This window comes from Stutzerimonas stutzeri (assembly GCF_002890895.1).
Classification (GTDB): domain Bacteria; phylum Pseudomonadota; class Gammaproteobacteria; order Pseudomonadales; family Pseudomonadaceae; genus Stutzerimonas; species Stutzerimonas stutzeri_AB.
Genome location: NZ_POUL01000002.1, coordinates 488,242 through 512,505, shown reverse-complemented (window position 1 = coordinate 512,505; position 24,264 = coordinate 488,242). Strand labels below are relative to the sequence as shown.

The window sequence follows — 24,264 nt, the reverse complement described above, 5'->3', positions numbered from 1 at the left end:
CGCTGCAGCGCGTCGTTCTCGATAGCTTGCCGTCGATCTCAGCGCTTGTTCTGCAGCGCGGTACCGAGCACCTGCAGGTAGGCCACCAGAGCGTCCATCTCGGTCTTGCCCTTGACAGCGTCTCCCGCAGTGGCGATGTCCTCGTCGCTGTACGGCACGCCGACGGTGCGCAGCGCTTTCATCTTGGTGGCGGTGTCCTGGCCGTCAAGGGTGTCCTCAACCAACCATGGATAGGACGGCATCTTCGATTCAGGCACGACGTTGCGCGGGTTGTAGAGGTGCGCACGGTGCCAGTCATCGGAGTAACGGCCGCCGACGCGGGCCAGGTCCGGACCGGTACGCTTGGAGCCCCACAGGAACGGGTGGTCGTACACGCTTTCACCCGCCACCGAGTAGTGTCCATAACGCTCGGTCTCAGCACGGAACGGACGGATCATCTGCGAGTGACAGCCGACGCAGCCTTCACGGATGTAGATGTCACGGCCTTCCAGCTGCAGCGCGGTGTAAGGCTTCATGCCTTCTACCGGCTCGTTGACCACGTCCTGAAAGAACAGCGGAACGATCTGTGTCAGACCGCCGATGCTCACTGCCAGAATCATGAACAGAGTCAGCAGGCCGACGTTTTTCTCGAGTATTTCGTGCTTCTTCATCAGTCTGCTCCTCAGGCGATCTGCGCGGCGGCTTCGTATTCGGCCGGCTTGGCGGCCTGTACGGTGCGCCAGGTGTTGTAGGCCATCAGCAACATGCCGGTGAAGAAGATCGCACCACCGATCATGCGTACCACAAAGCCCGGATGACTGGCTTCAAGCGCTTCGACGAAGGAGTAGGTGAGGGTGCCGTCTTCGTTGATCGCACGCCACATAAGGCCCTGAGCGATGCCGTTGACCCACATCGAGGCGATGTAGAGCACGGTGCCGATGGTGGCGAGCCAGAAGTGCGCGTTGATCAGGCCGATGCTGTGCATCTGGACACGACCGAACACTTTCGGAATCAGGTGATAGAGCGCACCGATGGAGACCATGGCTACCCAGCCGAGCGCACCGGCATGAACGTGACCGATGGTCCAGTCGGTGTAGTGGGACAGTGCGTTGACGGTCTTGATGGCCATCATCGGACCTTCGAAGGTAGACATGCCATAGAACGCCAAAGATACGACCAGGAAGCGCAGGATCGGGTCGCTGCGCAACTTATGCCAGGCCCCGGAAAGCGTCATCATGCCGTTGATCATGCCACCCCAGCTTGGCGCCAGCAGAATCAGCGACATCACCATGCCCAGCGACTGCGCCCAGTCCGGCAGTGCGGTGTAGTGCAGGTGGTGTGGACCGGCCCAGATGTAGACGGTGATCAGTGCCCAGAAGTGGACGATCGACAGACGATACGAATACACGGGACGTTCGGCCTGCTTGGGCACGAAGTAGTACATGATCCCGAGGAAGCCTGCAGTGAGGAAGAACCCTACGGCGTTATGGCCGTACCACCACTGGACCATCGCATCGGTCGCACCGGCATACACCGAGTAGGACTTCATTGCTGTGACCGGGACTTCCAGGTTGTTGACGAGATGCAGGATCGCCACGGTCAGGATGAAGGCGCCGAAGAACCAGTTGCCGACGTAGATGTGCTTGACCTTGCGCGTGGCCAGGGTGCCGAAGAACACGACCGCGTAGGACACCCAGACGATGGTGATCAGGATATCGATCGGCCATTCCAGTTCGGCGTATTCCTTGGAACTGGTAAAGCCCAGCGGCAGAGAGATCGCGGCCAGCAGGATGACCAGTTGCCAACCCCAGAAGGTGAACGCAGCCAGCTTGGGTGCGAACAGAGTGGTCTGACAAGTGCGCTGGACCGAATAGTAAGACGTCGCGAACAATGCACAGCCGCCGAAGGCGAAGATCACCGCGTTGGTGTGCAATGGGCGTAGACGACCGAAACTGGTCCATGGGAGGTCAAAGTTGAGAAATGGCCAGGCCAATTGTGCTGCGATGAAAACGCCGAGCCCCATCCCGACGATTCCCCACACCACCGTCATGATGGCAAATTGGCGGACCACCTTGTAGTCATAGGCGGTACTGGTTGCTGTGTTCATGTATGGGCTTCCATCCACGGTAATGAGCATGTTTTTCTGTTGCGGTGAGCAGAGATTTCTTTCAATAGAAAGCGGGGGCAAGGATGGGCACTGGGCAAATGGCCGGTATTGACGCCGGTCAATACTCACAGGGCGAGGAAATTCCATTCGTCCGGCGTGATCAACCAAAGGGGGCGGTTTGCGCGAGCCTGATCCTGGCACATGGAGCCGGGGCTCCGATGGACAGCCCGTTCATGGAGCAGATGACTGAACGGCTGGTGGCGCGGGGCGTGGCGGTCTTTCGTTTCGAGTTTGCCTATATGGCCCGCAGGCGCATCGATGAACGCAAGCGTCCGCCAAATCCACAGGCGCAGTTGCTTCAGCAATGGCGGGCAGTTTATCGAACGGTGCGACAGCAAACCGCAGGGCGATTGGCGATCGGTGGCAAGTCGATGGGCGGGCGAATGGCGAGCATGTTGGCTGACGAGCTCGCGGTTGATGCGCTGGTATGTTTGGGCTATCCGTTTCATGCCGTGGGCAAGCCGGAAAAACCACGAGTGGCGCACCTGGCAGAGCTGCGAACACCGACGCTGATTATTCAGGGGGAGCGCGATGCCCTGGGTAACCGAGACACTGTCGCCGGCTACTCCCTGTCGCCGGCGATTCGCCTCGATTGGCTGATGGCGGCCGACCATGATCTCAAGCCACTGAAACGCTCAGGCTTTACCCACGAGCAGTCTCTGGACAAGGCTGCGGACGCAATCGCGGCATTCCTCGGCAGCCTTTAGGCTCGATCAAACCCAAAATGCCCGCTACCGTGACGCGGTAAGCGGGCATGCTTGGTGGCCTCAACAATACTGAGATGAGGCTTTAGTTAGCGGTTGAAGCGCTCTACCAGGCTGTACTGCGACTGAGCAGTCGCCGCCAGGTCTTCGGAAAGCAGCGCCGAGCTCTGTGCATCGCCAGAGGTTTGGTCAGCAAGGCGAGCGATATTGCCAACGTTCTGGCTGATTTCGTCAGCCACTGCGCTTTGCTGCTCGGTTGCGGAAGCGATCTGCGCGGTCATGTCGATAATACGGCCCACCGCCTCGCTGATGCCGGTCAGTGCCCCGTCGGCGTCAATAACGCGCTCTACGCCGCGGCTCGCCTGGCTTCGGCCTTGCTCAGTGGTTTCCACGGCCTGGCGCGCCTGCTGCTGCAGCTTTTCGATCAGCTGATGAATCTGTCCCGTGGCGGATGCCGCGCGCTGAGCCAGTTGCCGGACCTCGTCAGCCACCACAGCGAAGCCGCGACCGCTTTCACCCGCTCGCGCGGCTTCGATGGCTGCGTTCAGTGCCAGCAGGTTGGTCTGGTCGGCAATGCTCTTGATCACATCAACTACGGTGCCAATTTCATTACTGTTCTGTGCCAGTGCGGACACCGCGTCGCCGGTTTCGGTAACGGCCGCGGCCAGTAGTTCGATGGCCTTGCGCGTCTGCGAGCTGATCTGCCGACCCTGAGCAGTGAGCTGGTTGGCTTGTTCGGTGGCCTCCGCTGCAAGGGCGACGTTGCTGGCGACCTCCTGGGTGGTGGCGGCCATCTGCGTGATTGCGGCAGCGACCTGCTCGGTCTCGTGATGCTGGCGCGACAATCCATCAGAGCAGCTATGGGCCAAGTTATCCGCCCGCTTGGCCTGCTGCTGCAGTTGCACGGCGCTGTCCTGCAGGCGGGTCAGGCATGTCTTGAGTCGTGCATGCTCGCTGAGCAGGGCCATTTCCAGCTGTGCCTCGGCGCCGTGGCTGTCGGTATACATTCTAGCGATCAGCGGATCACTGGTTGACTGCTGAGCCAGGCCGAGCAATCGCTGCATCCCGCGCATCTGCCAGTGACGACCGATCAGACCAAGGGGGATCGATAGCAGAGCGGCGAGCGCGAACCCCCAGCCGTGGTCGTGCCAAGCGCCGATCAGGAAGCCAATCTGGCTGATGACGATAAAGGGCAGCCAATTGACCACGGTTGGGAGCCACTTGTCGCGCTGGGGAACCCCACTTTTCCCCGCGTTTAGCCGAGCATAGAGCGCTTCCGCACGCCCGACCTGCTCGCGGGTTGGCTTGGTGCGAACCGACTCATATCCGATGACCTTGCGCTGAGCATCCAGCACCGGCGTGACGTACGCGTTGACCCAATAGTGATCGCCGTTGTTGCGGCGGTTCTTGACGATGCCCATCCAGGGCTTGCCGTCCTTGAGTGTGGCCCACATATGGTCGAACACCGCCGAAGGGACGTCTGGATGGCGTATCAGGTTATGTGGTGCGCCGATCAGCTCACTGCGTTCAAAGCCACTGACCTCAGCAAAGATGTCGTTGCAATAAGTAATCTTGCCGGTCAGGTCAGTGGTGGAAATCAATCTCTGCTGATCGGGAAACGCATATTCACGTTGAGTAACGGGCTGGTTGTTTCGCATGCAATACGCCTGGCAAGTCGGGGTGGCCATGGCCACTTATTGTGTTCAGTCAGTCCGCAAATTCTGCGGCTCTGGGAATGATGGCATTTTGACGCCAAGTTCACGACCGTTGTGCTTGGCATCGTAACGGCTGATTTTCCAAAGACTTAAGCGACAGTGGATAAATGGCAGCACAAAAAAAGCCCGCTGCAGATGTGCTGCAGCGGGCCTTCATTGAAGCGATGACTGTTCCTGTCTATTAGCCCTCGATCAACTGGCGCAGCACGTAATGCAAAATACCGCCGGCTTTGAAGTACTCAACCTCGTTGAGCGTGTCGATGCGGCAGAGCACCTGAAAGCTGTCGCGGCCACCGTCGGCACGTTCCAGATCGACTGTCAGCAGCTGGCGTGGCTTGATATCGGCGCCCAGGCCGCGGATCGACAGCTTCTCGTTTCCGGTCAGCCCCAGCGACTGCCGGGTCTGGTCGCCGACGAACTGCAGCGCCAGAACGCCCATGCCAATCAGGTTCGAACGGTGGATTCGCTCAAAGCTCTCGGCAATAACGGCTTTCACCCCTAGCAGATTGGCGCCTTTCGCGGCCCAGTCGCGGCTGGAGCCGGTGCCGTACTCTTTGCCCGCGATGACGACCAGGGGCACAGCCTCCGCCTGGTAACGCATCGCAGCGTCATAGATGGACATCCGTTCGCCACTTGGCTGATACAGGGTGTTGCCGCCTTCTTCGCCGCCGAGCATCTCGTTCTTGATACGGATGTTGGCGAAAGTGCCGCGCATCATGACTTCGTGATTACCGCGGCGTGAACCATAGGAGTTGAAGTCCTCCGGCTGTACGCCCAGCTCCTGCAGATAGACGCCAGCAGGGGAGCTGGCCTTGATGTTGCCGGCCGGAGAGATGTGGTCCGTGGTGATGGAGTCACCAAATACCGCAAGGACTCGCGCGTTCTCAACATCCTTCGGTGGCGTCAGGGGTTGCCCGATGTCCTCGAAGAAGGGTGGGTTCTGCACATAGCTGGAACTGTTGTTCCATTTGTAGGTGTCGCCAGCGGTGACCGCAATGGACTGCCAATGCTCATCGCCGCTGAATACATCGGCGTAGCGGGTGCGGAACATCTGCCCGTCGATCTTGCTGACTGCCTCGTTCACCTCGGCGCTGGTCGGCCAGATGTCCTTGAGGTAAACGGGCTGGTTCTGCTCGTCATAGCCCAGCGGATCTTTCTCCATGTTGATCCGCGTGGTCCCAGCCAGCGCAAAGGCCACCACCAACGGCGGCGATGCCAGCCAGTTGGCCTTGACCAGCGGATGCACGCGACCTTCGAAGTTACGGTTGCCCGAGAGTACAGAGGACACCACCAGGTCGTTATCGGTGATCGCCTGGCCGATGGCATCAGGAAGTGGCCCGGAGTTACCGATGCAGGTTGTGCAGCCATAGCCGACGAGGTTGAAGCCCAGTTGATCGAGGTAGGTGGTCAATCCGGCGCGCTCGAGGTAGTCGGTGACGACCTTGGAGCCCGGCGCTAAGGATGACTTCACCCACGGCGCGCGCTTGAGGCCACGCTCGAGTGCCTTCTTCGCCACCAGACCGGCAGCCATTAGCACGTTCGGGTTGGAGGTGTTTGTGCAGGAAGTAATGGCTGCAATCACGACCGCGCCGTGTTTGAGGCCGTAGTCTTCGCCGGCCACCGGGACCGAGCTTGCGGCTTGCTGAGCCTTGCCACTGGTTTCCAGCAACAGGTCGAAGTTGGCGCCGATATCCTCAAGCGATACGCGATCCTGTGGGCGCTTGGGGCCGGCCAGGGATGGCTTGACCTCGGCGAGGTCCAACTCCAGGGTGGCTGTAAAAACAGGGTCCGGCGAGTTGGTGTCGCGCCACATGCCCTGGGCTTTGCTGTAGGCCTCGACCAGCGCGATACGGTCTTCGTCACGTCCGGTCAGGCGCAGGTAATCGATGGTCACCTGATCGACCGGGAAGAAGCCGCAGGTCGCACCGTATTCCGGTGCCATGTTGCCGATGGTCGCGCGATCGGCCAGTGGAAGGTGATCCAGACCGGGGCCGAAGAACTCGACGAACTTGCCCACCACACCGTGCTTACGCAGAATCTGGGTCACGGTCAGCACCAGATCGGTGGCGGTCACGCCTTCGTTGAGCTTGCCAGTCATGCGCATGCCGATCACTTCCGGGATCAGCATCGAGACCGGTTGGCCGAGCATCGCGGCCTCCGCTTCGATGCCGCCGACGCCCCAGCCCAGCACGCCAAGACCGTTGATCATCGTGGTATGCGAGTCAGTACCGACCAGGGTGTCGGGGTAGGCAATGGTTTCGCCGTTCTCTTCCTTGGTCCAGACAACCTGCCCCAGATATTCCAGGTTGACCTGGTGACAGATGCCGGTACCCGGCGGCACCACGCGGAAATTGTCGAATGCTTGCTGACCCCAGCGCAGAAACTCGTAGCGCTCCCCGTTGCGTTGCATCTCGATGTCGACGTTCTGCTCGAACGCTTTGTCCGTGCCGAAACGGTCCACCATCACCGAGTGGTCGATCACCAGATCGACCGGCGACAACGGATTGATGCGCTGTGGATCGGCACCGGCACGAGAGACCGCGTCACGCATGGCCGTCAGGTCGACAACCGCGGGTACGCCAGTAAAGTCCTGCATCAACACCCGCGCGGGGCGATATTGAATCTCGCGTTCGGAGGTGTGTGTCTTCAGCCACACGGCCAGTGAGTTGAAGTCATCGGCACGAACGGTGGCGCCATCTTCCCAGCGCAGCAGGTTTTCCAGCAGTACCTTCAGCGACGTGGGCAGTCGGCTGATGTCGCCCAACTGCGTCGCGGCTTCCGGGAGGCTGTAGTAGTGGTAGGTCTTGCCGTTCACGTCGAGACTGCGACGGCAATTCAGGCTGTCCAGGGATGGCATTCGTCTCTCCTTGTGCCCGCACGGCCGGGCTGATTGAGTCGGGAGCGTTCTTGGAACCTAGCCTCTGGCGAAGTGATTCGCCACGAAACTGGCCGCCAATCGTTATGGCGAAGTGCGAGAGTCGAGCCGCGACAGCGTGTTCGCAGCGGCGTAAAGGCGCTGCTTGCCGGGGCGCAAACGACTCCTGCAACTGTTCACTGGACCGAACCAGCAAGCCCGTGGTTCCCCACTCGGCTATCATGTGCGGCTTTTGTAGTAGGGGCGGCGCCGATGCGCTTTGCGCCGCTTATAGGGTTCGTACCATGAATACATTGCTGCTGCATTGCCGCCCCGGGTTCGAGAACGAGGTCTGCGCTGAAATCAGTGACCAGGCAGCTCGCCTCGATGTCGCCGGCTACGCCAAAGCCAAAGCTGACAGTGCGTGCGCCGAGTTCATCTGCAACGACGCGGCAGGGCCGGAACGCCTGATGCGCGGCGCGCGTTTCGCACGGCTTATATTTCCCCGGCAGTGGGCGCGCGGGGAATGGCTGGCGCTCCCGGAAACCGATCGGATCGGTGTATTGCTCGATCAGCTGAAATCCATGCCGGTGTGCAGCAGTCTGTGGCTGGAAGTGTTAGATACCAATGACGGCAAAGAGCTGTCGAACTTCTGCCGCAAGTTCGAGGCGCCGTTGCGCAACGCGCTGGAAAAAGCCGGCAGGCTGAAGGAGGGCGGCCATGGTCCCCGCCTGTTGCTCACGTTCAAGAGCGGTCGTGAGGTCTTTGTTGGGCTCGCTGAAGCAGAGAACAGTGCCATGTGGCCGATGGGGATTCCCCGGCTGAAGTTTCCTCGCCAGGCGCCGAGCCGCTCGACCCTGAAGCTCGAGGAGGCGTGGCACCATTTCATCCCCCGCGAGCAATGGGATGAGCGGCTGGCTCCCGGCATGACGGCGGTCGACCTCGGCGCCTCGCCGGGCGGCTGGACCTGGCAGCTGGTCAATCGCGACATCGAAGTAATGGCTGTGGACAATGGGCCGATGAACGAGGAGCTGCTCGAGTCCGGTCTGGTTGGTCATTACCGCGCCGATGGCTTCGCCTTTCGCCCCAAGCGCCCGGTGAACTGGATGGTTTGCGATATCGTCGAAAAGCCGGCAAAAAATGCTGCGCTGCTTGAAACCTGGATCGGCGAAGGCTTGTGTCGTGAAGCTGTGGTCAACCTGAAGCTGCCAATGAAACAACGCTATGCCGAAGTAAAGCGGCTGTTGGAACGCATCGCCGACGGGCTTGCCGAACGAGGGGTGAAGGCCAGCATCGGCTGCAAGCAGCTATACCACGACCGTGAGGAAGTGACTTGCCACCTGCGTCGGCTGTAGACCCACGCCTGTTTATCTGCGCATCAAAACCGTCCCTGTTTTTGTGGAGCCTGTAATGTCTCGATCTACCGAACTGTCCGCCGACGCACTGCTTGATGCCAGCGGCCTCAACTGCCCTGAGCCAGTCATGATGCTGCATAACAAGGTGCGCGATCTGCCCGCGGGCGAGGTCCTGAAAGTTATCGCAACCGATCCGTCGACCCAGCGGGATATTCCCAAGTTCTGCGTGTTTCTGGGTCATGAACTGGTCGACCAGCAGGCCGACGAGGGCACCTACCTGTACTGGATACGCAAAAAGCTCGACTAGACGCCCGCAATGTTGGGCGTCTGGTTCAGATGCAGGGAGGCAAAAACACCAGCTGCATGCCAACGAAAACCGTCGCCAACGCCGCGATGAAGTGAATCCCGGACGACACCTTGATCACGAAAACCTGGCGTTCATTGAAATCGTTCGGTTCATGAGACAGCTTCCAGGTCCGGCGTCCTAGCCAGAGCAGCAGCACGATCACCAGTACCGTGAACAGCCCGAAGCTCGCATTCAGCCAATTGAAGACCCCAAGGTTCGGGTCTGGCGGGGCGATCGAGCAGACCACCGCGTGCGAGCCATACATGATGGCGAACCAGAGACCCCAGATGGTCAGCCCGAACGGAATCTGAATGGGGTGGAAGACCGATGTGCGGTTGTACTTCATCAGGCAGCTCCCCATGCAGTCGGGAACAGGACAATCGCGGCATAGGCGCTCCAGATCACGCCGAGGTTGTAGTACCAGAGCTGTTCGACGACCACCACCTCGTAGGGCGCCTTGTCACCCACGTAGCCGTACATCACCCGCAGCGTCTGCAGCAGCGTGAGGATGGTGGCCAGCCCGCAGTGAATCAGCCCGTAGGCAAGAATCACGAAGACCACCGCGTCGTGCGCCGTCTCGGTCACCCTTAGGTTGGCCGTTAGCAGCAGCCACAGCAACATCGCCCATTGCACGGCACCGATCGCCGTGATCGCAGCGAGATTGAGCATCAGCTGTCCGCCGCTTCCCCGCCGCAGCCGGCCGGGCACCAGGCGCATCCACAGCGTCCCAGCGCTGAGCACTACTGCGCTGGCAAACATCAGCCAGCCGTTCAGGTCGGAGTGCTCCGGTACCATCCATTCCGGTGAAACCGTCCACAGGTAGAACCAGCCGAACAGCAACGACAGGTAAAGGGTGCCATTGGCCAGCAGGGTCACGCCCATTCCCCAGAGGCCGGGGCCGTCAAAGGTGCGCGAGTGCAGTGGGGGCTCGCCGGGCTGTGTCTGCGCGTCAGGTGCTGCGGCAGGGTGTGCACCGTTTTCCCAGGACCAGCGAAACAGCACGAGCAAGGTGACGACCGTCGCAATCAAAGCGACCCAGTAAAACTTGTTCAGCAGGCTCAGGCAGAGCACCGCCAGAAACACCGAAGCCACGAACGGCCACCAGCTGTTGCCAGGCAGATGGATGATTTCGCGAACCTTGCCAGTCAGCGGGTCTGAGCCCCAGGTTTCGCGCCGGCCATGATCGATGGCCTTCAGCGAATGCTCGGCGCGGGCGATGCTGTTGGGCAGGTCCGGATCCTTCCACAGCGGATGACGGTCGGTAATGTCCGGCAGGCTGACGAAGTTATAAGGGCTCGGGGGCAGGGCGGTACCCCATTCCAACGTGTCAGCATTCCAGGGGTTGGTTTTTGCGGGCTGGCCGAAGCGGAAGTGCAGGACGATATCCAGCAGGATGGTACCGATGCCGATGGCCATGATGAAGCTGCCGATCGAAGAAATCAGGTTAGGCATGTCCCAACCAAGCCCGGTGTCGTAGGTGTAAACCCGCCGTGGCATTCCGATCAGACCGGTCCAGTGCATGATCAGGAAAGTTGTGTTGAAACCAATGAATACCAGCCAGAAGCCCCAACGGCCCAGGCGCACCGAGGGCATGCGGCCGGAAAAGTGCGGCAGCCAGTAGTAAAGCCCGGCCATCAGGGGGAAGAACATGCCGCCCACAAGCACGTAATGCATGTGCGCGACGATGAAGTGGGTGTCATGCACCTGCCAGTCGAAGGGCACCAGCGCCACCATCACCCCGGTCAGGCCGCCACAGACGAACACGATCAGGAAGCCCACCAACCAGAGCATCGGCACGTGATAGACCGGTTTACCCAGCCATAACGTTGCGATCCAGGCAAAGATCTGTACCCCGGTGGGTATCGCCACGAGCATGCTCGCCGCGGAAAAGAACCCCAGCGCCAGTGCTGGAATGCCGACGGTGAACATGTGGTGCACCCACAGCCCGAAGCTCAGGAATCCGGTGGTCAGTACGCCGAGCACCACCCACCGATACCCCACCAGTGGCCGCTGACAGAACACGGGCAGCAAGGTGGAAACGATGCCGGCTCCGGGCAGGAAGATGATGTACACCTCTGGATGGCCGAACAGCCAGAACAGGTGCTGCCAAAGCACCGGATCGCCGCCCTTGGCTGAATCGAAAAATGGCATGCCGGCAGCGCGCTCCAGCTCCAGCAAAATGCTGCCCAGGATCAGCGGAGGGAAGCCGAACACGATCATCAGCGCCATCACCAGGATGTACCAGGCATACAGCGGCATCTTGTGCAGCGCCATGCCGTTGGTTCGGGTGCGCAGGATAGAAACCACCAGCTCGACACCGGCACTGACTGCGGAGATCTCGACGAAGGTGATGCCGAGCAGCCAGAAGTCGGAGTTGACGCCAGGCATGTGCGCCGAGCTCGACAGCGGGGTGTACATGAACCAGCCCGCCTTGGGGGCGACGCCGAGAAACACGCTGGACAGCAGGATGATGCCGCCGAACAGGTAGCAGAAATAGCCAAGTGACGAGAGGCGCGGAAAGATCAGGTCTCGCGCGCCGATCATCTTTGGGATCAGGTAGACCGCCAGCCCCTCCATCATCGGTACGGCGAACAGGAACATCATCACCGAGCCATGCATGGTGAAGACCTGGTTGTACACCTCAGGCTCCATCAATACATAGCCGGGCAGGGCGAGCTGGGTGCGGATAAGCATCGCCATCAGCCCGCCGATGAGGAAGAACACGGCTCCCGTGACCAGAAAGCGCAGACCAATCGTGGTGTGGTTGACGATAGTCAGCGCGCGCCAGCCGCGCGGGTTGCCCCAGACGTCGTTGAACTGGTCGCGTAGCTGATCCGGATGCGTGCTGGGCTTGCTGCTTTGGTCGAGTTGAGTCATGGAGCGAGCGTCTCCAGCCAGTCGGCAATCTGATCGAGTGTTTGCGGCGGAACGTCGTCATGCGCGGGCATGCCGTTGCCGAATTTGAGCGTCTTGTGGTCACGTAGCCACTGCCGCAGCCCGTCATGGTTGTTGTCGAGCACCCCCGCGCCGAGGGTTGGCCGTGTGGCGAGGTCGGTGAGGTCCGGCGCACGAGTGCCGTTGCTGATGCCCGCGACGCGGTGGCATTGACCGCAGCGCTCATCGAACACCCGACCGGCGTCGCCAGGGGCGCGTTGCTTGATAGTGAGATTCTCCCGCACGGCGATCCATTGATCGAAACCGGCTTCGTCCAGCGCCTCGACATGCAGTTTCATGTGCGCATGCTGCAACCCGCAGAATTCCGAACACTGGCCGTGAAAGACGCCGGTATGGCCTGCTTGCAGACGGATGACATTGGTACGCCCAGGGATCATGTCCATTTTTCCGCCGAGTCTCGGAATCCAGAACGAATGGATGACATCGGCGCTGGTGACATTCACGTCTATCAGTCGTCCGGCCGGGATGATCAGCTGGTTCGCCGTGGTGACACCGCTCTCGGGGTAGTGCACCTCCCACCACCATTGGTGGCCAGTAACCTCTACCTCCAGCGGCTGCTGACCTTCGACCGGCAGGGGCATCATGCTGCGCCCGGTAGGTATGCCGAAAATCAGCAAGACAACGATGCTCAGACTCGGCAGTACGATGCCGCCGCCAATGACCCAGCGGCGATTGATCTTGAGCGCCGTTTCCTCGCTGGTTTCCCGCGGCTTGCGTGCCAGCGCATAGATCCATATCGCGCTGACTGCGACCAGCACCAGCGTGGCGAAGGCAAACATGCCCCACCAGACATGAGATATCTGGCGCGCCATGGGACTGGCTGGGTTGAGCGACGACAGCGGACCGCCACAGCCACTCAGTAAAGGAACTGCCAGCGCCAGCGTGGTCCATTTCAAAAGGTCGCCGGCTCGTTTTGCGCGGTGGCCTACCCCCGACAAATGCTGCCGGAGCGCCCAATGGCCCGATACAGAGATTCCATCCACAGCCGCGCTGCGATAGCCGGCCACCCGCTGCACCCGATGTTGATCCATTTTCCGGTCGCCGCACTGACCGGCTTGCTGCCGGTTGATCTCGCACACCTCTGGACGTTGGATGATTTCTGGTGGCGTGCCGGCCTGTGGCTGTCCGGCGTGGGCGCCCTGGGTGGCTGGATCGCCAGCATCTTCGGACTGATCGATTTGGTGACCGTGCGCGAGATTCGCCACAAGATCACTGCCTGGTGTCATGCGATTCTCGCCGTAATGATGCTGTCTCTGGCTTCGCTGAACTGGCTGCTGCGCTACCAGAACGACGCCCAGAGCATGCAGCTGTGGGCGCTGTACCTTTCGGCAATCACCGCCGTGTTGATTTCCCTCGCGGCGTATCTCGGCGGCCGGCTGGTCTACGAGCATGCTGTCGGGGTCGACCTGGACAAGGTCTGAATCAGAAAAATACGGGGCTTGGGATCGTTCGGTCATGGGCATCTTCGAAGTGATCGAGCGGTTCGGGGCACGGGCTAGAAAGGTTTTGCCAGCACCAGCCAAAGCGTCGCGGTGATGAACGTTGCGGCAACTGCTCCAAGGAAACGACAACGGATGCTCACGCTCTGCTCAGGCGCCCGTTCGATATGCAGTACCAGCACGCCACACAGGGTGTGGCAGAGCACCATCCCGGCCACGGTGCTGAGCTTGACGATCAACCAGCCGGCCACGAGACCCTGGCTCAGGAAAAGCGCTGTACCCGAACCAATGGCGACCAGCGCCGCTGGCGTGCCGATCAGGTTGAACACCATGCGCGTCAGATGCGCATGGTCACGATAGAAAAGTGGGTCACTGCGTCGAGTACCTGCTGCAATCAGCGCAGGCAGGTAGAGCAGGGTGCCGCACCAGCAGAGCAAGCCCGCGAAGTGCACCAGTTTGAGCAAGGGCATGCATGTCTCCGTCCAGCCCGCGGCAAGTCAGATGTTGTGACAGCCGCTTGCCGGGGGGGTTCGGAGCTCGCAATGGAAGCGTATGGAAGAGGATCCAAGTCGCGAGCGCAGCGCTGCCTCAGTCGCTCTGCTGCTTAGGCGGATCCTGCTCCTCGTCGGGCTCAGGCTCACTGCGTTTGAACAGGTGAGTGCCACAGCGGCTGCAAAAGGCCGCGTTTGGTTCGTGGCTCAGCTTTTCGCAGGTCGGGCAGCGCTGCTGAAGGCTGTCGGCGCGCATGGCGGTGGCCAGCTCCGCGGTAAAAATGCCGGTGGGCACCGCGATGATCGAATAACCGGTGATCATCACCAGGCTGGCAACCGCCTTGCCCAGCGTAGTGTGGGGAACGATGTCGCCGAACCCCACCGTCGTGATGGTCACGATTGCCCAGTAAATACTGATCGGAATGCTGGTAAAGCCCCTCGATGGCCCTTCGATCACGTACATCAAGGTGCCAAAAACCAATACCAGCGTGCTGACGCTGAGCAGAAAGACGATGATTTTCTGCTTGCTGCCTCGCAGCGCGACCATCAGAAAGTTGGCCTGACTCAGGTACTGGGTAAGTTTGAGCACGCGGAAGACGCGCAGCATTCGGATCGCACGTACTACCAGTAAATACTCAGCGTCTGGCAGCAGCAGGGCAATGAAAGCCGGGACGACCGAAAGCAGATCGATCGCACCATAGAAGCTGAAAATGTATTTGCGCGGCTCGGGATGACAGTAGATCCGGATCAGGTACTCGATCAGGAAAACGCCGGTGAACAACCATTCCAGACCGTCCAGTAATCCGCCGTAGCGCTCGCTGTACAGCGCTACGCTGTCCAGCATCACCACTACGAGGCTGGCGAAGATGACCACCAATAACCAGGTATCGAAGCGCTTACCGGCCGGCGTATTGGTAAAAAAAATGATGATATAGAGGCGTTCTCGCCAGTTCATCGACTGGAGGGCGTCGTTGTCCATGTGGGCTCCCGGCAAAACTCGAGCGCGAAGTATCCCCGAGTTCGATCCGCAGGCAAAAGGATCGTTGCAAGGGGGCCTTGTTTGTAGCCATATCAAGGCGCTCCGGCAGGCTAAAGTTCAATCTCGCTGAATCGTGCCCGGATACCTCGGGTCTACCATTCAGCTCGCAGCCTTTGCTACGTCTGGCGTTCAGTAATAGTCTTAGTCTTGCGCATCAAACCGCTGGAGAGCGAAATGCCAGATTCGAAGTTGGTCGACCCATTCGGCCGACGCATCACCTACCTCAGATTGTCTGTCACCGACCGTTGCGATTTCCGGTGCACGTACTGCATGAGTGAGGACATGGTCTTCGCTCCGCGTGCTCAGATCCTCACGCTGGAAGAGCTCTATGCCGTGGCTGACGCCTTTATCAGTCTGGGCGTCAAGCGTATCCGTGTGACGGGTGGAGAGCCGCTGGTGCGCAAGGGGTTGCCGAGCCTGTTGAGTCGACTGGGTGCGCGTGAAGAATTGGAGGATCTGGCAATCACAACCAACGGTTCGCAGCTGCCGACACTTGCACCGGTGCTTCGCGAGGCTGGCGTCAAGCGTCTGAATGTCAGCCTGGATTCACTCAAGCGTGAACGCTTCGCCGAGCTCACGCGCCGCGACATGCTCGAACAGGTGGTCGCCGGTATCGATGCTGCACGTAATGCCGGTTTCGAGCGAATCAAGCTCAATAGCGTGATTCAGAAGGGCCGTAACGGCGATGAAGTGCTGGATCTGGTGAATTTCGCCGTCGAGCGCGGGCTGGATATCAGCTTTATCGAGGAGATGCCGTTGGGCAATGTCTCCAGCCATGAGCGTGAGATTACGTTCTGCTCCAGCGAGGAGGTCCGTGAGCGTATCGAAGTCGGCCATCAGCTGATACGAAGCAGCCACACCACCGGCGGTCCCTCGCGGTATTGGCAAGTGGCCGGCAGTGACACCCAGGTGGGCTTCATCTCGCCTCATAGCAACAACTTTTGCGGCAGTTGCAACCGGGTGCGGGTGACCGCCGAAGGCAAGCTGGTGCTCTGCCTCGGGCATGAAGGCGCGCTGGATCTCAAGACCTTGATGCGTCGCTACCCCGGCGACAGCGAACGGCTGCGCCAGGCGTTGGTCGATGCGCTGCAGCTCAAGCCTGAGAAACATGAATTCCGGACTGATGAACAGGTCCAGGTTGTGCGGTTCATGAGCATGACGGGCGGCTAGCGCCAGCATCCTTTGTGAAGGATGTCGCCCGTTCCTCACGCCATCGATGTCAGTTCAGTCGTGGCGTGGTAGCGGCTTTTCCCTTCGATAATGGCTAACCACTGCCGGCCATTGGCTCGCGGTCAAACCTGTCATTTCTGACCTCCCCACACACGTTTTCGCTTTGTGCTACGGGCCCTGAGAGGCCCGCTTGTCGTCGTGATAAACTGCGCGGCCGACCGCCCAGACGACTCCAGCAATGCCCCGGGAAACCCATCAAGCCCACGGTGAATACGACGCTCCGGCTCACGTACCGATTGCCACGGATAGGCCTCAATGCGTCTGAAAAGCATCAAGCTCGCCGGTTTCAAATCCTTCGTCGATCCCACCACGGTAAGTTTCCCCAGCAACATGGCGGCAGTGGTCGGCCCGAACGGTTGTGGCAAGTCCAATATCATCGATGCCGTACGCTGGGTCATGGGCGAGAGTTCGGCTAAAAACCTGCGTGGCGAGTCGATGACAGACGTCATCTTCAATGGCTCGAACACACGCAAGCCAGTGACGCAGGCCAGCATCGAGTTGATCTTCGATAATTCGGACGGCACGCTGCTCGGCGAGTACGCGGCGTTCGCGGAGATCTCGATCCGTCGCCGGGTGACCCGTGATGCACAGAACACCTACTTCCTCAATGGCGTGAAATGTCGTCGCCGCGACATCACCGATATCTTCCTGGGCACCGGGCTGGGGCCACGCAGCTACTCGATCATCGAGCAAGGCATGATCTCCAAGCTGATCGAGGCCAAGCCGGAAGACCTGCGCAACTTCATCGAAGAGGCGGCCGGTATCTCCAAGTACAAGGAGCGCCGCCGCGAAACTGAAAATCGTATTCGCCGAACCCATGAAAACCTGGCTCGCCTGACCGATCTGCGCGAAGAGCTCGAGCGCCAGCTGGAACGCCTGCATCGCCAGGCGCAGTCGGCGGAGAAGTATCAGGAGTACAAAGCCGAGGAGCGCCAGCTGAAGGCCCAGCTGACGGCACTGCGCTGGCAAACGCTGAATGCTCAGGTGGGTCAGCGCGAGCAGGTGATCGGCGACCAAGAGGTCAGCTTCGAAGCGCTGATTGCTGAGCAACGCAATGCCGACGCCAGCATCGAGCGTCTGCGCGACGGCCACCACGAACTGTCGGAGCGCTTCAACCTCGTTCAGGGGCGCTTCTATTCGGTCGGCGGTGATATCGCACGCGTCGAGCAGAGCATCCAGCATGGCCAACAGCGTTTGCGTCAGCTGCAGGACGATCTGCGAGAGGCTGAGCGGGCCCGACTGGAAACCGAATCTCATCTGGGGCACGACCGGACCGTGCTCGCCACCCTTGGTGAAGAGCTGGCCATGCTCGAGCCGGAGCAAGAGATCGCAGGCGCGGCCGCTGAAGAGACTGCCGCCCAGCTCGAAGAATCCGAGACAACCATGCAGCACTGGCAAGACCAGTGGGAGCGGTTCAACCAGCAGAGCGCCGAACCGCGCCGAACGGCGGAGGTCGAGCAGTCGCGTATCCAGCAGCTTGAACAGAGCCTGGAGCGGCTGGCCGAGCGTCGGCGACGTCTTGAGGACGAACTCAGCTTGCTCGCCGGCGATCCGGAAGATGCCATGGTTACCGAGATGAGCGAACAGTTGGCCGTCGGCGAGATGAATCTCGAGGAGCTGTCTGCGGCACAGGAGCTGACCGATCAGCAACTCGAGGGCCTCCGTGAACAGCTGCAACAGGCGAGCCGCGCCGAGCAGGAGGCGCTGGGCCAGTTGCAGCGTATGGATGGCCGTATTGCCTCGCTGGAAGCCCTGCAGCAGGCCGCCATGGATCCTGGGAAAGGTGTTTCCGATTGGCTGCATGAGAGAGCGCTCGACCAGCGACCGCGCCTGGCCGAAGGGCTACGCGTCGAGCCGGGCTGGGAGCTGGCCGTCGAAACCGTGCTGGGCGCGGATCTGCAGGCGGTACTACTGGACACCTTCGACGGCCTGGACATGAGTGGCTTCGAACAGGGCGACTTGCGTCTGGTCAGTGCCGCACAGGGACGCGGCCTGATCGACGGAAGTCTGCTGGACAAGGTCGACTCCTCGACCGATCTGTCGCCATGGCTGGGGCGGGTGCGCCCGGTGGACGACCTCGAGCAGGCCTTAGCAGCACGTGGCTCACTCGGTGATGGCGAGAGCTTAATCAGCCGTGACGGCTACTGGGTTGGTCGGCATTTTCTCAGGGTCAAGCGAGCCGGGGAGGCCGAGTCCGGGCTGTTGGCGCGCAGCCAGGAGCTGGCGCTGTTGCAGACTGAACGTGATGACTGTGAGGCGAGCCTCGATCAGTTGGCCGAAAAGCTCGGCCAACTGCGAGAGGCGCAACGCGAGCAAGAGGAACGCCGCGAGCAACAACGACGCCAGCACCAGGAACTGTCCCGTCAGCAAGGCGAATTGAATGCTCGCTTGTCGGCCAGCCAGGCCAAGCTGGAGCAGCTGAGCCTGCGTCGGCGCCGGCTGGATGAGGAGCTCCTGGAGCTCTCCGAGCAGCGCGCCCTGGAAACCGAGCAGCTGGGCGAGTCGCGGCTGCAGTTGCAGGATGCGCTCGACGCGATGGCCGTCGATACCGAGCAGCGCGAGTCATTGCTGGCGAACCGCGACACGATTCGGGAACAACTCGACCGGGTTCGCCAGGACGCCCGCCAGCACAAGGATCACGCGCACCAGCTGGCCGTGCGGATTGGCTCGCTGAGGGCCCAGCATGACTCGATCCGCCAGGCGCTGGAACGCCTGGAGCAGCAGTTCGAACGCGCCGTGGAGCGCCGCGAGCAGCTGAATCTGAATCTGGAGGAGGGCGAGGCGCCGCTTGAAGAGCTGCGCATGAAGTTCGAAGAACTGCTGGAGCGGCGCATGGGCGTCGAAGAAGAGCTCAAGCTGGCGCGTCTGGCGCTCGAAGACGCCGATCGCGAGCTGCGTGATGCTGAGAAGCGCCGGACGCAGGCCGAGCAGCAGGCACAATTGCTGCGTGGCCAACTGGAGCAGCAGCGGATGGACTGGCAGGCCCTTAGCGTCCGGCGCAAGACGCTACAGGACCAGTTGCATGAGGATGGTTTCGACCTGCATGGCGTTCTGGCGACGCTGCCTGCCGAGGCCGGCGAGGCGGCGTGGGAGGACGAACTCGAGCGTCTGGCTGCGCGCATCCAGCGCCTTGGCCCGATCAACCTCGCGGCGATCGACGAATACCAGCAGCAATCGGAGCGCAAACGCTATCTCGATGCGCAGAACGACGACCTGGCTGAAGCACTTGATACGCTGGAAAACGTCATCCGCAAGATCGACAAGGAAACGCGCAATCGCTTCAAGGAAACCTTCGACCAGATCAATTCCGGTTTGCAGGCGCTTTTTCCGAAGGTTTTCGGTGGTGGCAACGCTTATCTGGAACTTACCGGGGAAGATTTACTCGATACCGGGGTGGCGATCATGGCGCGTCCGCCGGGTAAGAAGAACAGCACTATCCATCTGCTGTCAGGCGGTGAGAAGGCACTGACCGCGCTGGCGTTGGTGTTTGCGATCTTTCAACTCAATCCGGCACCGTTCTGCATGTTGGACGAAGTGGATGCGCCTTTGGATGACGCCAACGTTGGGCGCTATGCGCGGCTGGTTAAGGAGATGTCAGAGAAGGTGCAGTTCATTTACATCACGCACAACAAGATTGCGATGGAAATGGCCGACCAGCTGATGGGCGTGACCATGCACGAACCGGGATGTTCAAGGCTGGTCGCGGTCGACGTGGAGCAGGCGGTAGCGCTCGTAGAAGCTTGAATGGCGCTGTTTCAAGCGCAGTGGAAGGTGTTGGAAGACCAATAAAAGAGCGGTGTCGGGCGGTGCAAAACTACCGTTCGTCGTGCTAGTTTAGAGCGCAATTTTTACGATGCGCAGATGAGCCTGTTCAGCGGCTGTGAATCTGCGTCTTTATCATCGATTTCAGGGGTTCAAGCATTAATGGATATCGGTCTGCGCGAGTGGCTGATCGTCATCGGCATCATTGTCATCGCCGGCATTCTTTTTGATGGCTGGCGGCGGATGCGCGGTAGCAAGGGCAAGTTGAAATTCAAGCTGGACCGCAACATCGCGAGCAATCTTCCCGATGAAGATGAATCGAACGAGCTGTTGGGCCCGCCGCGTGTCGTGAGTCGAAACAACGAGCCCTCACTGGACGAAACCGATCTTCCCTCAATGAGCGCGCGCGAAACCGGTAAGCGTCGTACCGCCGAGCCGCGGCAGGGCGATCTGCATTTCTCGAGCGACGATGCTCCTGTTCCGACGCTGCTGGATCCGGTAGCGGACGAAGAGGCGGAATCGAATGAGCATTTCGATCAGGATCTGCCTCCCGTCGAGGAAGTGCTTGTCATCAATGTGATCTCGCGTGATCCGCACGGCTTCCGTGGTCCTGCACTGTTGCAGAATATTCTGGAAAGCGGTCTGCGCTTCGGTGAGATGGACATCTTCCATCGTCACGAAAGCATGGCGGGCAACGGCGAAGTGCTGTTCTCCATGGCCAACGCGGTCAAACCTGGCACTTTCGATCTGGATGACATCGACCACTTTACTACCCCAGCCGTGAGCTTCTTTCTGGGTCTGCCAGGCCCGCGCCATCCGAAGCAAGCTTTCGATGTCATGGTTGCCGCTGCTCGGAAGTTGTCACAGGAGCTCAACGGCGAGCTCAAGGACGATCAGCGCAGCGTGCTGACCGCTCAGACCATCGAGCATTATCGCCAGCGCATTGTCGATTATGAGCGTCGGCAGATGACCACCAAGCGTTGATCCAGAAAACCGCTCCCAGGAGCGGTTTTTTGTTTCTGGGACAGTTATCCGTCTGGTCTGCCGAGCCCGTCCGGCGGGTGGGCTTCAGCCCAACGAAGCCTCTTCGCTAGCTCGGATGGTGACCGAAGCTATCTCGGCCAACGATGTCTCTGGTTGTCGCTCCGGCGTAGTCTTCGAAGGCAAAACTGACCTGCAGATAGCGGTGAAGCCTCTGTCACCTTGCTGCCCGACGCTCCATGCCGTCACGCAAACAGGCTAAAATCCTGCGCAGAACATTCACTTAAGGTCGGCCGGTGCGCTGCTTCTGCGTTCGGTCCGGCCTGCAGCTATGGCACCAATACCATGACGTCCGCCCAGACCGCCGCAGAACGCATCGCCGAGCTGCGCAGCGAAATCGACGCCCACAATTATCGTTATTACGTGCTCGACGAGCCCAGCGTTCTTGACGCCGAATATGACCGTCTGTTCAATGCGCTCAAAACGCTAGAGGCCGAGCATCCCGAGCTGGTGAGCCCGGATTCACCCACTCAGCGTGTAGGCGGCGCGGCGCTGGCAGCATTCGGCCAGGTCCGCCATGAAGTGCCGATGCTGAGCCTGGGTAATGCCTTCGAAGAGCAAGACCTGATTGACTTCGACCGTCGCGCTCGCGAAGGCTTGGACCTGCCGGCAGGCGATCTTTTCGGCGACGGCGTCGAGCTGGAGTACAGCTGCGAGCCGAAGCTCGACGGCCTGGCGGTAAGTCTGCTCTACGAAAATGGCCAATTGGTGCGCGGCGCCACGCGTGGTGACGGCAGCACTGGGGAAGACATCAGTACCAACGTCCGTACCGTGCGCAATATTCCGCTCAAGCTTCACGGCGACGGCTGGCCCGACGTACTGGAAGTACGCGGTGAGATCTACATGCCCAAGGCGGGCTTCGAGGCCCTGAATGCGCGTCAACTGGAGGCGGGCAGCAAGCCGTTCGCCAATCCGAGAAACGCCGCCGCGGGCAGCCTGCGCCAGCTGGATTCGAAGATAACCGCGAGCCGTCCGCTGGAACTCTGCGCCTATGGGGTCGGCCGTAGCGACGGCGACCTGCCCGGTACCCACGTTGGCATTCTCGAGGCACTCAAGGGCTGGGGCTTGCCGATCAGTCGTGAGCTCAAACTGGCTAAAGGCGTTAGGGAGTGCCGCGATTACTTTCATGCCATCGGCGAGAAGCGCGACGCGCTGCCTTATGAGATTGACGGCGTGGTGTTCAAAGTCAACTCGACTGCGCAGCAGCGCGAGCTAGGCTTTCGTGCTCGTGAACCGCGTTGGGCGATCGCTCATAAATTCCCGGCGCGCGAAGAAGTGACCGAACTTCTCGACGTGGAATTCCAGGTTGGCCGTACCGGTGCTATCACGCCGGTTGCGCGTCTGCAGCCGGTTCAGGTTGCTGGGGTGACGGTGTCCAACGCAACGCTGCACAACATGGACGAGGTCGCTCGGCTCGGGGTCATGATCGGGGATACGGTCATCGTCCGTCGCGCCGGTGACGTGATTCCGCAAATCCTCGGAGTCATTCCGGAGCGCCGGCCTGAGCATGCCCGTGCCGTTCATGTGCCGGAGCAGTGTCCGGTTTGCGGCTCGGCCGTCGAGCGTACCCAGCTGATCAAACGCAGCAAAGGGCGCGAGTCGGTGACGGAAGGTTCGATCTATCGCTGCGTTGGTCGTCTGGCCTGTCAGGCGCAGCTCAAGCAGGCGATCATCCATTTCGTTTCGCGCCGGGCAATGGACATCGATGGCCTGGGTGACAAGATCGTCGAGCAGCTGGTCGATGCCGGGTTGGTCCGGTCCCCGGCAGATCTCTATTGCCTGAACTTCGAACAGGTGTTGGCACTTGAAGGCTTCGCCGAAGTGTCGAGTCGCAACCTGCTCAATGCCATCGACGCCAGCCGCAAGCCGTCCCTGGCGCGCTTCGTTTTTGCTCTGGGCATCCCTGATGTTGGCGAAGGCACGGCGAAACTGCTGGCGCGTGCCCTGGGTTCGCTGGACCGCATCAGTCGTGCTCTGCCCGACGTGTTGGTTTACCTGCCGGATATCGGCCTGGAAGTTGCCCATGAAATTCATAGCTTCTTCGACGATGAACATAACCAGTCCGTCATCGAGCAGCTGCGCTCGCGTGGTGTTCAGCTGCAGGAGGAGGGGGATGTGCATCCTGACTTTGCTGCCTGTGCGACGATGGCAGGCTTGCTCGACAGGCTGAACATCCCGTTTATCGCCGCCACCGGTGCCCAGCGTCTTGCTGATCGTTTCGGCAGCCTGACCGGCATCATCGAAGCCGACTGGCTGGACCTGCGTCAGGTTGAGCGTCTCAACGAAAAAGCGGCCCGAGCACTGCGCGACTATTTCGATGATCCGGCGAATGCCGCGCGAGCGCGCGCCATCGAGGACCAGTTGAAAGAATTCGGCATGCATTGGGAGAGTGAGCGCAAGACTGCGGAGGGTTTGCCGCTGGCCGGCCAGACCTGGGTTCTGACGGGCACGCTGGAAAGCATGAGCCGCGACGATGCAAAGGCAAGACTGGAAGCGCTGGGCGCTAAGGTGTCAGGCTCAGTCTCGGCCAAGACCAGTGTCGTAGTGGCCGGGCCGGGTGCCGGCTCCAAGCTGGCAAAGGCCAACGAACTGGGACTGGAAGTGGATGACGAGGAGGCCTTTCTGAAACGCCTCGCCAGCCTGGAAGGTTAACCGTGATAGGGGGCCAGCTGCATAAGGAATGACCGACCAGGCTGCCATCGCAACGATGGCAGCCTGGTTTTCGAGCGGGGAGACGTTCACTAAGCTCACAAACGTGGCGCACGCTGGCTACCTGAGCGGACTCGGCTACCGCTTTGGCTCCGACTTCAGTGGCCGCGGTATTCGCAGCCACTGGTGCAGGTTTCATGGATACGTATCCGCGAAAGCTCTGGCAACAACGGCTTCAGCTCATCCCAGATCCATACGGCAAGGTTTTCGCTGGTTGGATTCTCGAGGCCGGGCAAATCGTTCAGATAGTTATGGTCTAGTCGTTCATAGACTGGCTTGAAGATCTGCTTGATCTCGCTGAAGTCCCGGATCCAGCCGGTATGGGGGTTCACCTCGCCTTCAAGGTAAATCGCAACCCGGAACGAGTGCCCGTGTAGACGGCCGCATTTATGCCCTTCGGGTACATGGGGCAAGCGGTGGGCTGACTCGAAAGTAAACTCTTTGAATATTTCCACTGGTCGATCCGGTAAGGCGAAAG

18 protein-coding genes are annotated in these 24,264 nt (G+C 60.4%); 8 read left to right on the top strand and 10 right to left on the bottom strand.

The genetic code is table 11. From position 1 onward, the window contains the following. Positions 1-38: 38 nt before the first annotated feature. Both ccoO and ccoN read right to left on the bottom strand, forming a co-directional pair. The gene (gene ccoO, locus CXK96_RS05150) at positions 39-650 is read right to left on the bottom strand and encodes a cytochrome-c oxidase, cbb3-type subunit II (RefSeq protein WP_102835403.1); all 612 of its coding nucleotides are present in this window, start codon (positions 648-650) and stop codon (positions 39-41) included. Positions 651-661: 11 nt separating this feature from the next. Beyond that, positions 662-2,086, bottom strand: coding sequence for a cytochrome-c oxidase, cbb3-type subunit I (gene ccoN, locus CXK96_RS05145; RefSeq protein ID WP_102835402.1), 1,425 nt, complete (start codon positions 2,084-2,086; stop codon positions 662-664). Positions 2,087-2,169: 83 nt separating this feature from the next. Between ccoN and CXK96_RS05140 the strand changes: the two genes are divergently transcribed. Further along, positions 2,170-2,853: an alpha/beta family hydrolase gene (locus CXK96_RS05140; RefSeq protein WP_102835401.1), complete on the top strand. Its 684-nt coding sequence runs from the start codon at positions 2,170-2,172 to the stop codon at positions 2,851-2,853. Positions 2,854-2,939: 86 nt separating this feature from the next. On the opposite strand, the gene CXK96_RS05135 is transcribed toward CXK96_RS05140, so the two are convergent. Together CXK96_RS05135 and acnA are read right to left on the bottom strand one after the other, a co-directional pair. Further along, positions 2,940-4,508 carry a methyl-accepting chemotaxis protein gene (locus CXK96_RS05135; RefSeq protein WP_102835400.1) on the bottom strand — a complete coding sequence of 523 codons (1,569 nt, stop codon included), beginning with the start codon at positions 4,506-4,508 and terminating at the stop codon, positions 2,940-2,942. A 238-nt stretch (positions 4,509-4,746) separates the two neighbouring features. After that, positions 4,747-7,422: an aconitate hydratase AcnA gene (gene acnA / locus CXK96_RS05130; protein ID WP_102835399.1), complete on the bottom strand. Its 2,676-nt coding sequence runs from the start codon at positions 7,420-7,422 to the stop codon at positions 4,747-4,749. A gap of 302 nt (positions 7,423-7,724) precedes the next feature. On the opposite strand from acnA, the gene rlmM reads away from it, so the two are divergent. Beyond that, a complete protein-coding gene (gene rlmM / locus CXK96_RS05125) occupies positions 7,725-8,774 on the top strand; it encodes a 23S rRNA (cytidine(2498)-2'-O)-methyltransferase RlmM (RefSeq protein WP_102835398.1) in 1,050 nt (349 codons plus the stop codon). A 55-nt stretch (positions 8,775-8,829) separates the two neighbouring features. Further along, on the top strand, positions 8,830-9,081 hold the full coding sequence (tusA, locus tag CXK96_RS05120) for a sulfurtransferase TusA (RefSeq protein ID WP_102835397.1): 252 nt from the start codon (positions 8,830-8,832) through the stop codon (positions 9,079-9,081). 25 nt (positions 9,082-9,106) lie between these two features. Here tusA and CXK96_RS05115 read toward each other — a convergent pair whose 3' ends face one another. Genes CXK96_RS05115 through coxB form a run of 3 tightly spaced genes read right to left on the bottom strand, consistent with a single transcriptional unit; the run spans position 9,107 to position 12,887 of the window. Further along, positions 9,107-9,466: a hypothetical protein gene (locus tag CXK96_RS05115; protein WP_102835515.1), complete on the bottom strand. Its 360-nt coding sequence runs from the start codon at positions 9,464-9,466 to the stop codon at positions 9,107-9,109. After that, positions 9,466-11,997 (bottom strand): cytochrome c oxidase subunit I, encoded by a 2,532-nt coding sequence (gene ctaD / locus CXK96_RS05110; RefSeq protein WP_102835396.1) that lies wholly within the window; start codon positions 11,995-11,997, stop codon positions 9,466-9,468. Before ctaD ends, CXK96_RS05115 begins: the two co-directional genes overlap by 1 nt. Further along, positions 11,994-12,887: a cytochrome c oxidase subunit II gene (gene coxB, locus CXK96_RS05105; RefSeq protein WP_102835514.1), complete on the bottom strand. Its 894-nt coding sequence runs from the start codon at positions 12,885-12,887 to the stop codon at positions 11,994-11,996. Before coxB ends, ctaD begins: the two co-directional genes overlap by 4 nt. Positions 12,888-13,031: 144 nt before the next feature. Here coxB and CXK96_RS05100 point away from each other — a divergent pair, with 144 nt between their 5' ends. After that, positions 13,032-13,496 carry a DUF2231 domain-containing protein gene (locus CXK96_RS05100; protein ID WP_102835395.1) on the top strand — a complete coding sequence of 155 codons (465 nt, stop codon included), beginning with the start codon at positions 13,032-13,034 and terminating at the stop codon, positions 13,494-13,496. Between the two features lie 74 nt (positions 13,497-13,570). Here CXK96_RS05100 and CXK96_RS05095 read toward each other — a convergent pair whose 3' ends face one another. Together CXK96_RS05095 and CXK96_RS05090 are read right to left on the bottom strand one after the other, a co-directional pair. Then, the gene (locus CXK96_RS05095; protein ID WP_102835394.1) at positions 13,571-13,984 is read right to left on the bottom strand and encodes a CopD family protein; all 414 of its coding nucleotides are present in this window, start codon (positions 13,982-13,984) and stop codon (positions 13,571-13,573) included. Between the two features lie 118 nt (positions 13,985-14,102). After that, a complete protein-coding gene (locus CXK96_RS05090; RefSeq protein ID WP_102835393.1) occupies positions 14,103-14,984 on the bottom strand; it encodes an ion transporter in 882 nt (293 codons plus the stop codon). Positions 14,985-15,218: 234 nt separating this feature from the next. Here CXK96_RS05090 and moaA point away from each other — a divergent pair, with 234 nt between their 5' ends. The 4 genes from moaA (at position 15,219) to ligA (ending at position 23,729) form a co-directional block, all read left to right on the top strand. Continuing rightward, a complete protein-coding gene (moaA, locus tag CXK96_RS05085; protein ID WP_102835392.1) occupies positions 15,219-16,214 on the top strand; it encodes a GTP 3',8-cyclase MoaA in 996 nt (331 codons plus the stop codon). 315 nt (positions 16,215-16,529) lie between these two features. Then, positions 16,530-20,018 carry a chromosome segregation protein SMC gene (gene smc, locus CXK96_RS05080; protein WP_102835391.1) on the top strand — a complete coding sequence of 1,163 codons (3,489 nt, stop codon included), beginning with the start codon at positions 16,530-16,532 and terminating at the stop codon, positions 20,016-20,018. 180 nt (positions 20,019-20,198) lie between these two features. After that, positions 20,199-21,020 carry a cell division protein ZipA gene (zipA, locus tag CXK96_RS05075; protein ID WP_102835390.1) on the top strand — a complete coding sequence of 274 codons (822 nt, stop codon included), beginning with the start codon at positions 20,199-20,201 and terminating at the stop codon, positions 21,018-21,020. A 342-nt stretch (positions 21,021-21,362) separates the two neighbouring features. After that, positions 21,363-23,729: an NAD-dependent DNA ligase LigA gene (ligA, locus tag CXK96_RS05070; protein WP_102835389.1), complete on the top strand. Its 2,367-nt coding sequence runs from the start codon at positions 21,363-21,365 to the stop codon at positions 23,727-23,729. A 155-nt stretch (positions 23,730-23,884) separates the two neighbouring features. Here the strand turns inward: ligA and queD are convergent, their stop codons facing one another. Next, the gene (gene queD / locus CXK96_RS05065; RefSeq protein ID WP_102835388.1) at positions 23,885-24,241 is read right to left on the bottom strand and encodes a 6-carboxytetrahydropterin synthase QueD; all 357 of its coding nucleotides are present in this window, start codon (positions 24,239-24,241) and stop codon (positions 23,885-23,887) included. Between the last annotated feature and the right edge of the window lie 23 nt (positions 24,242-24,264).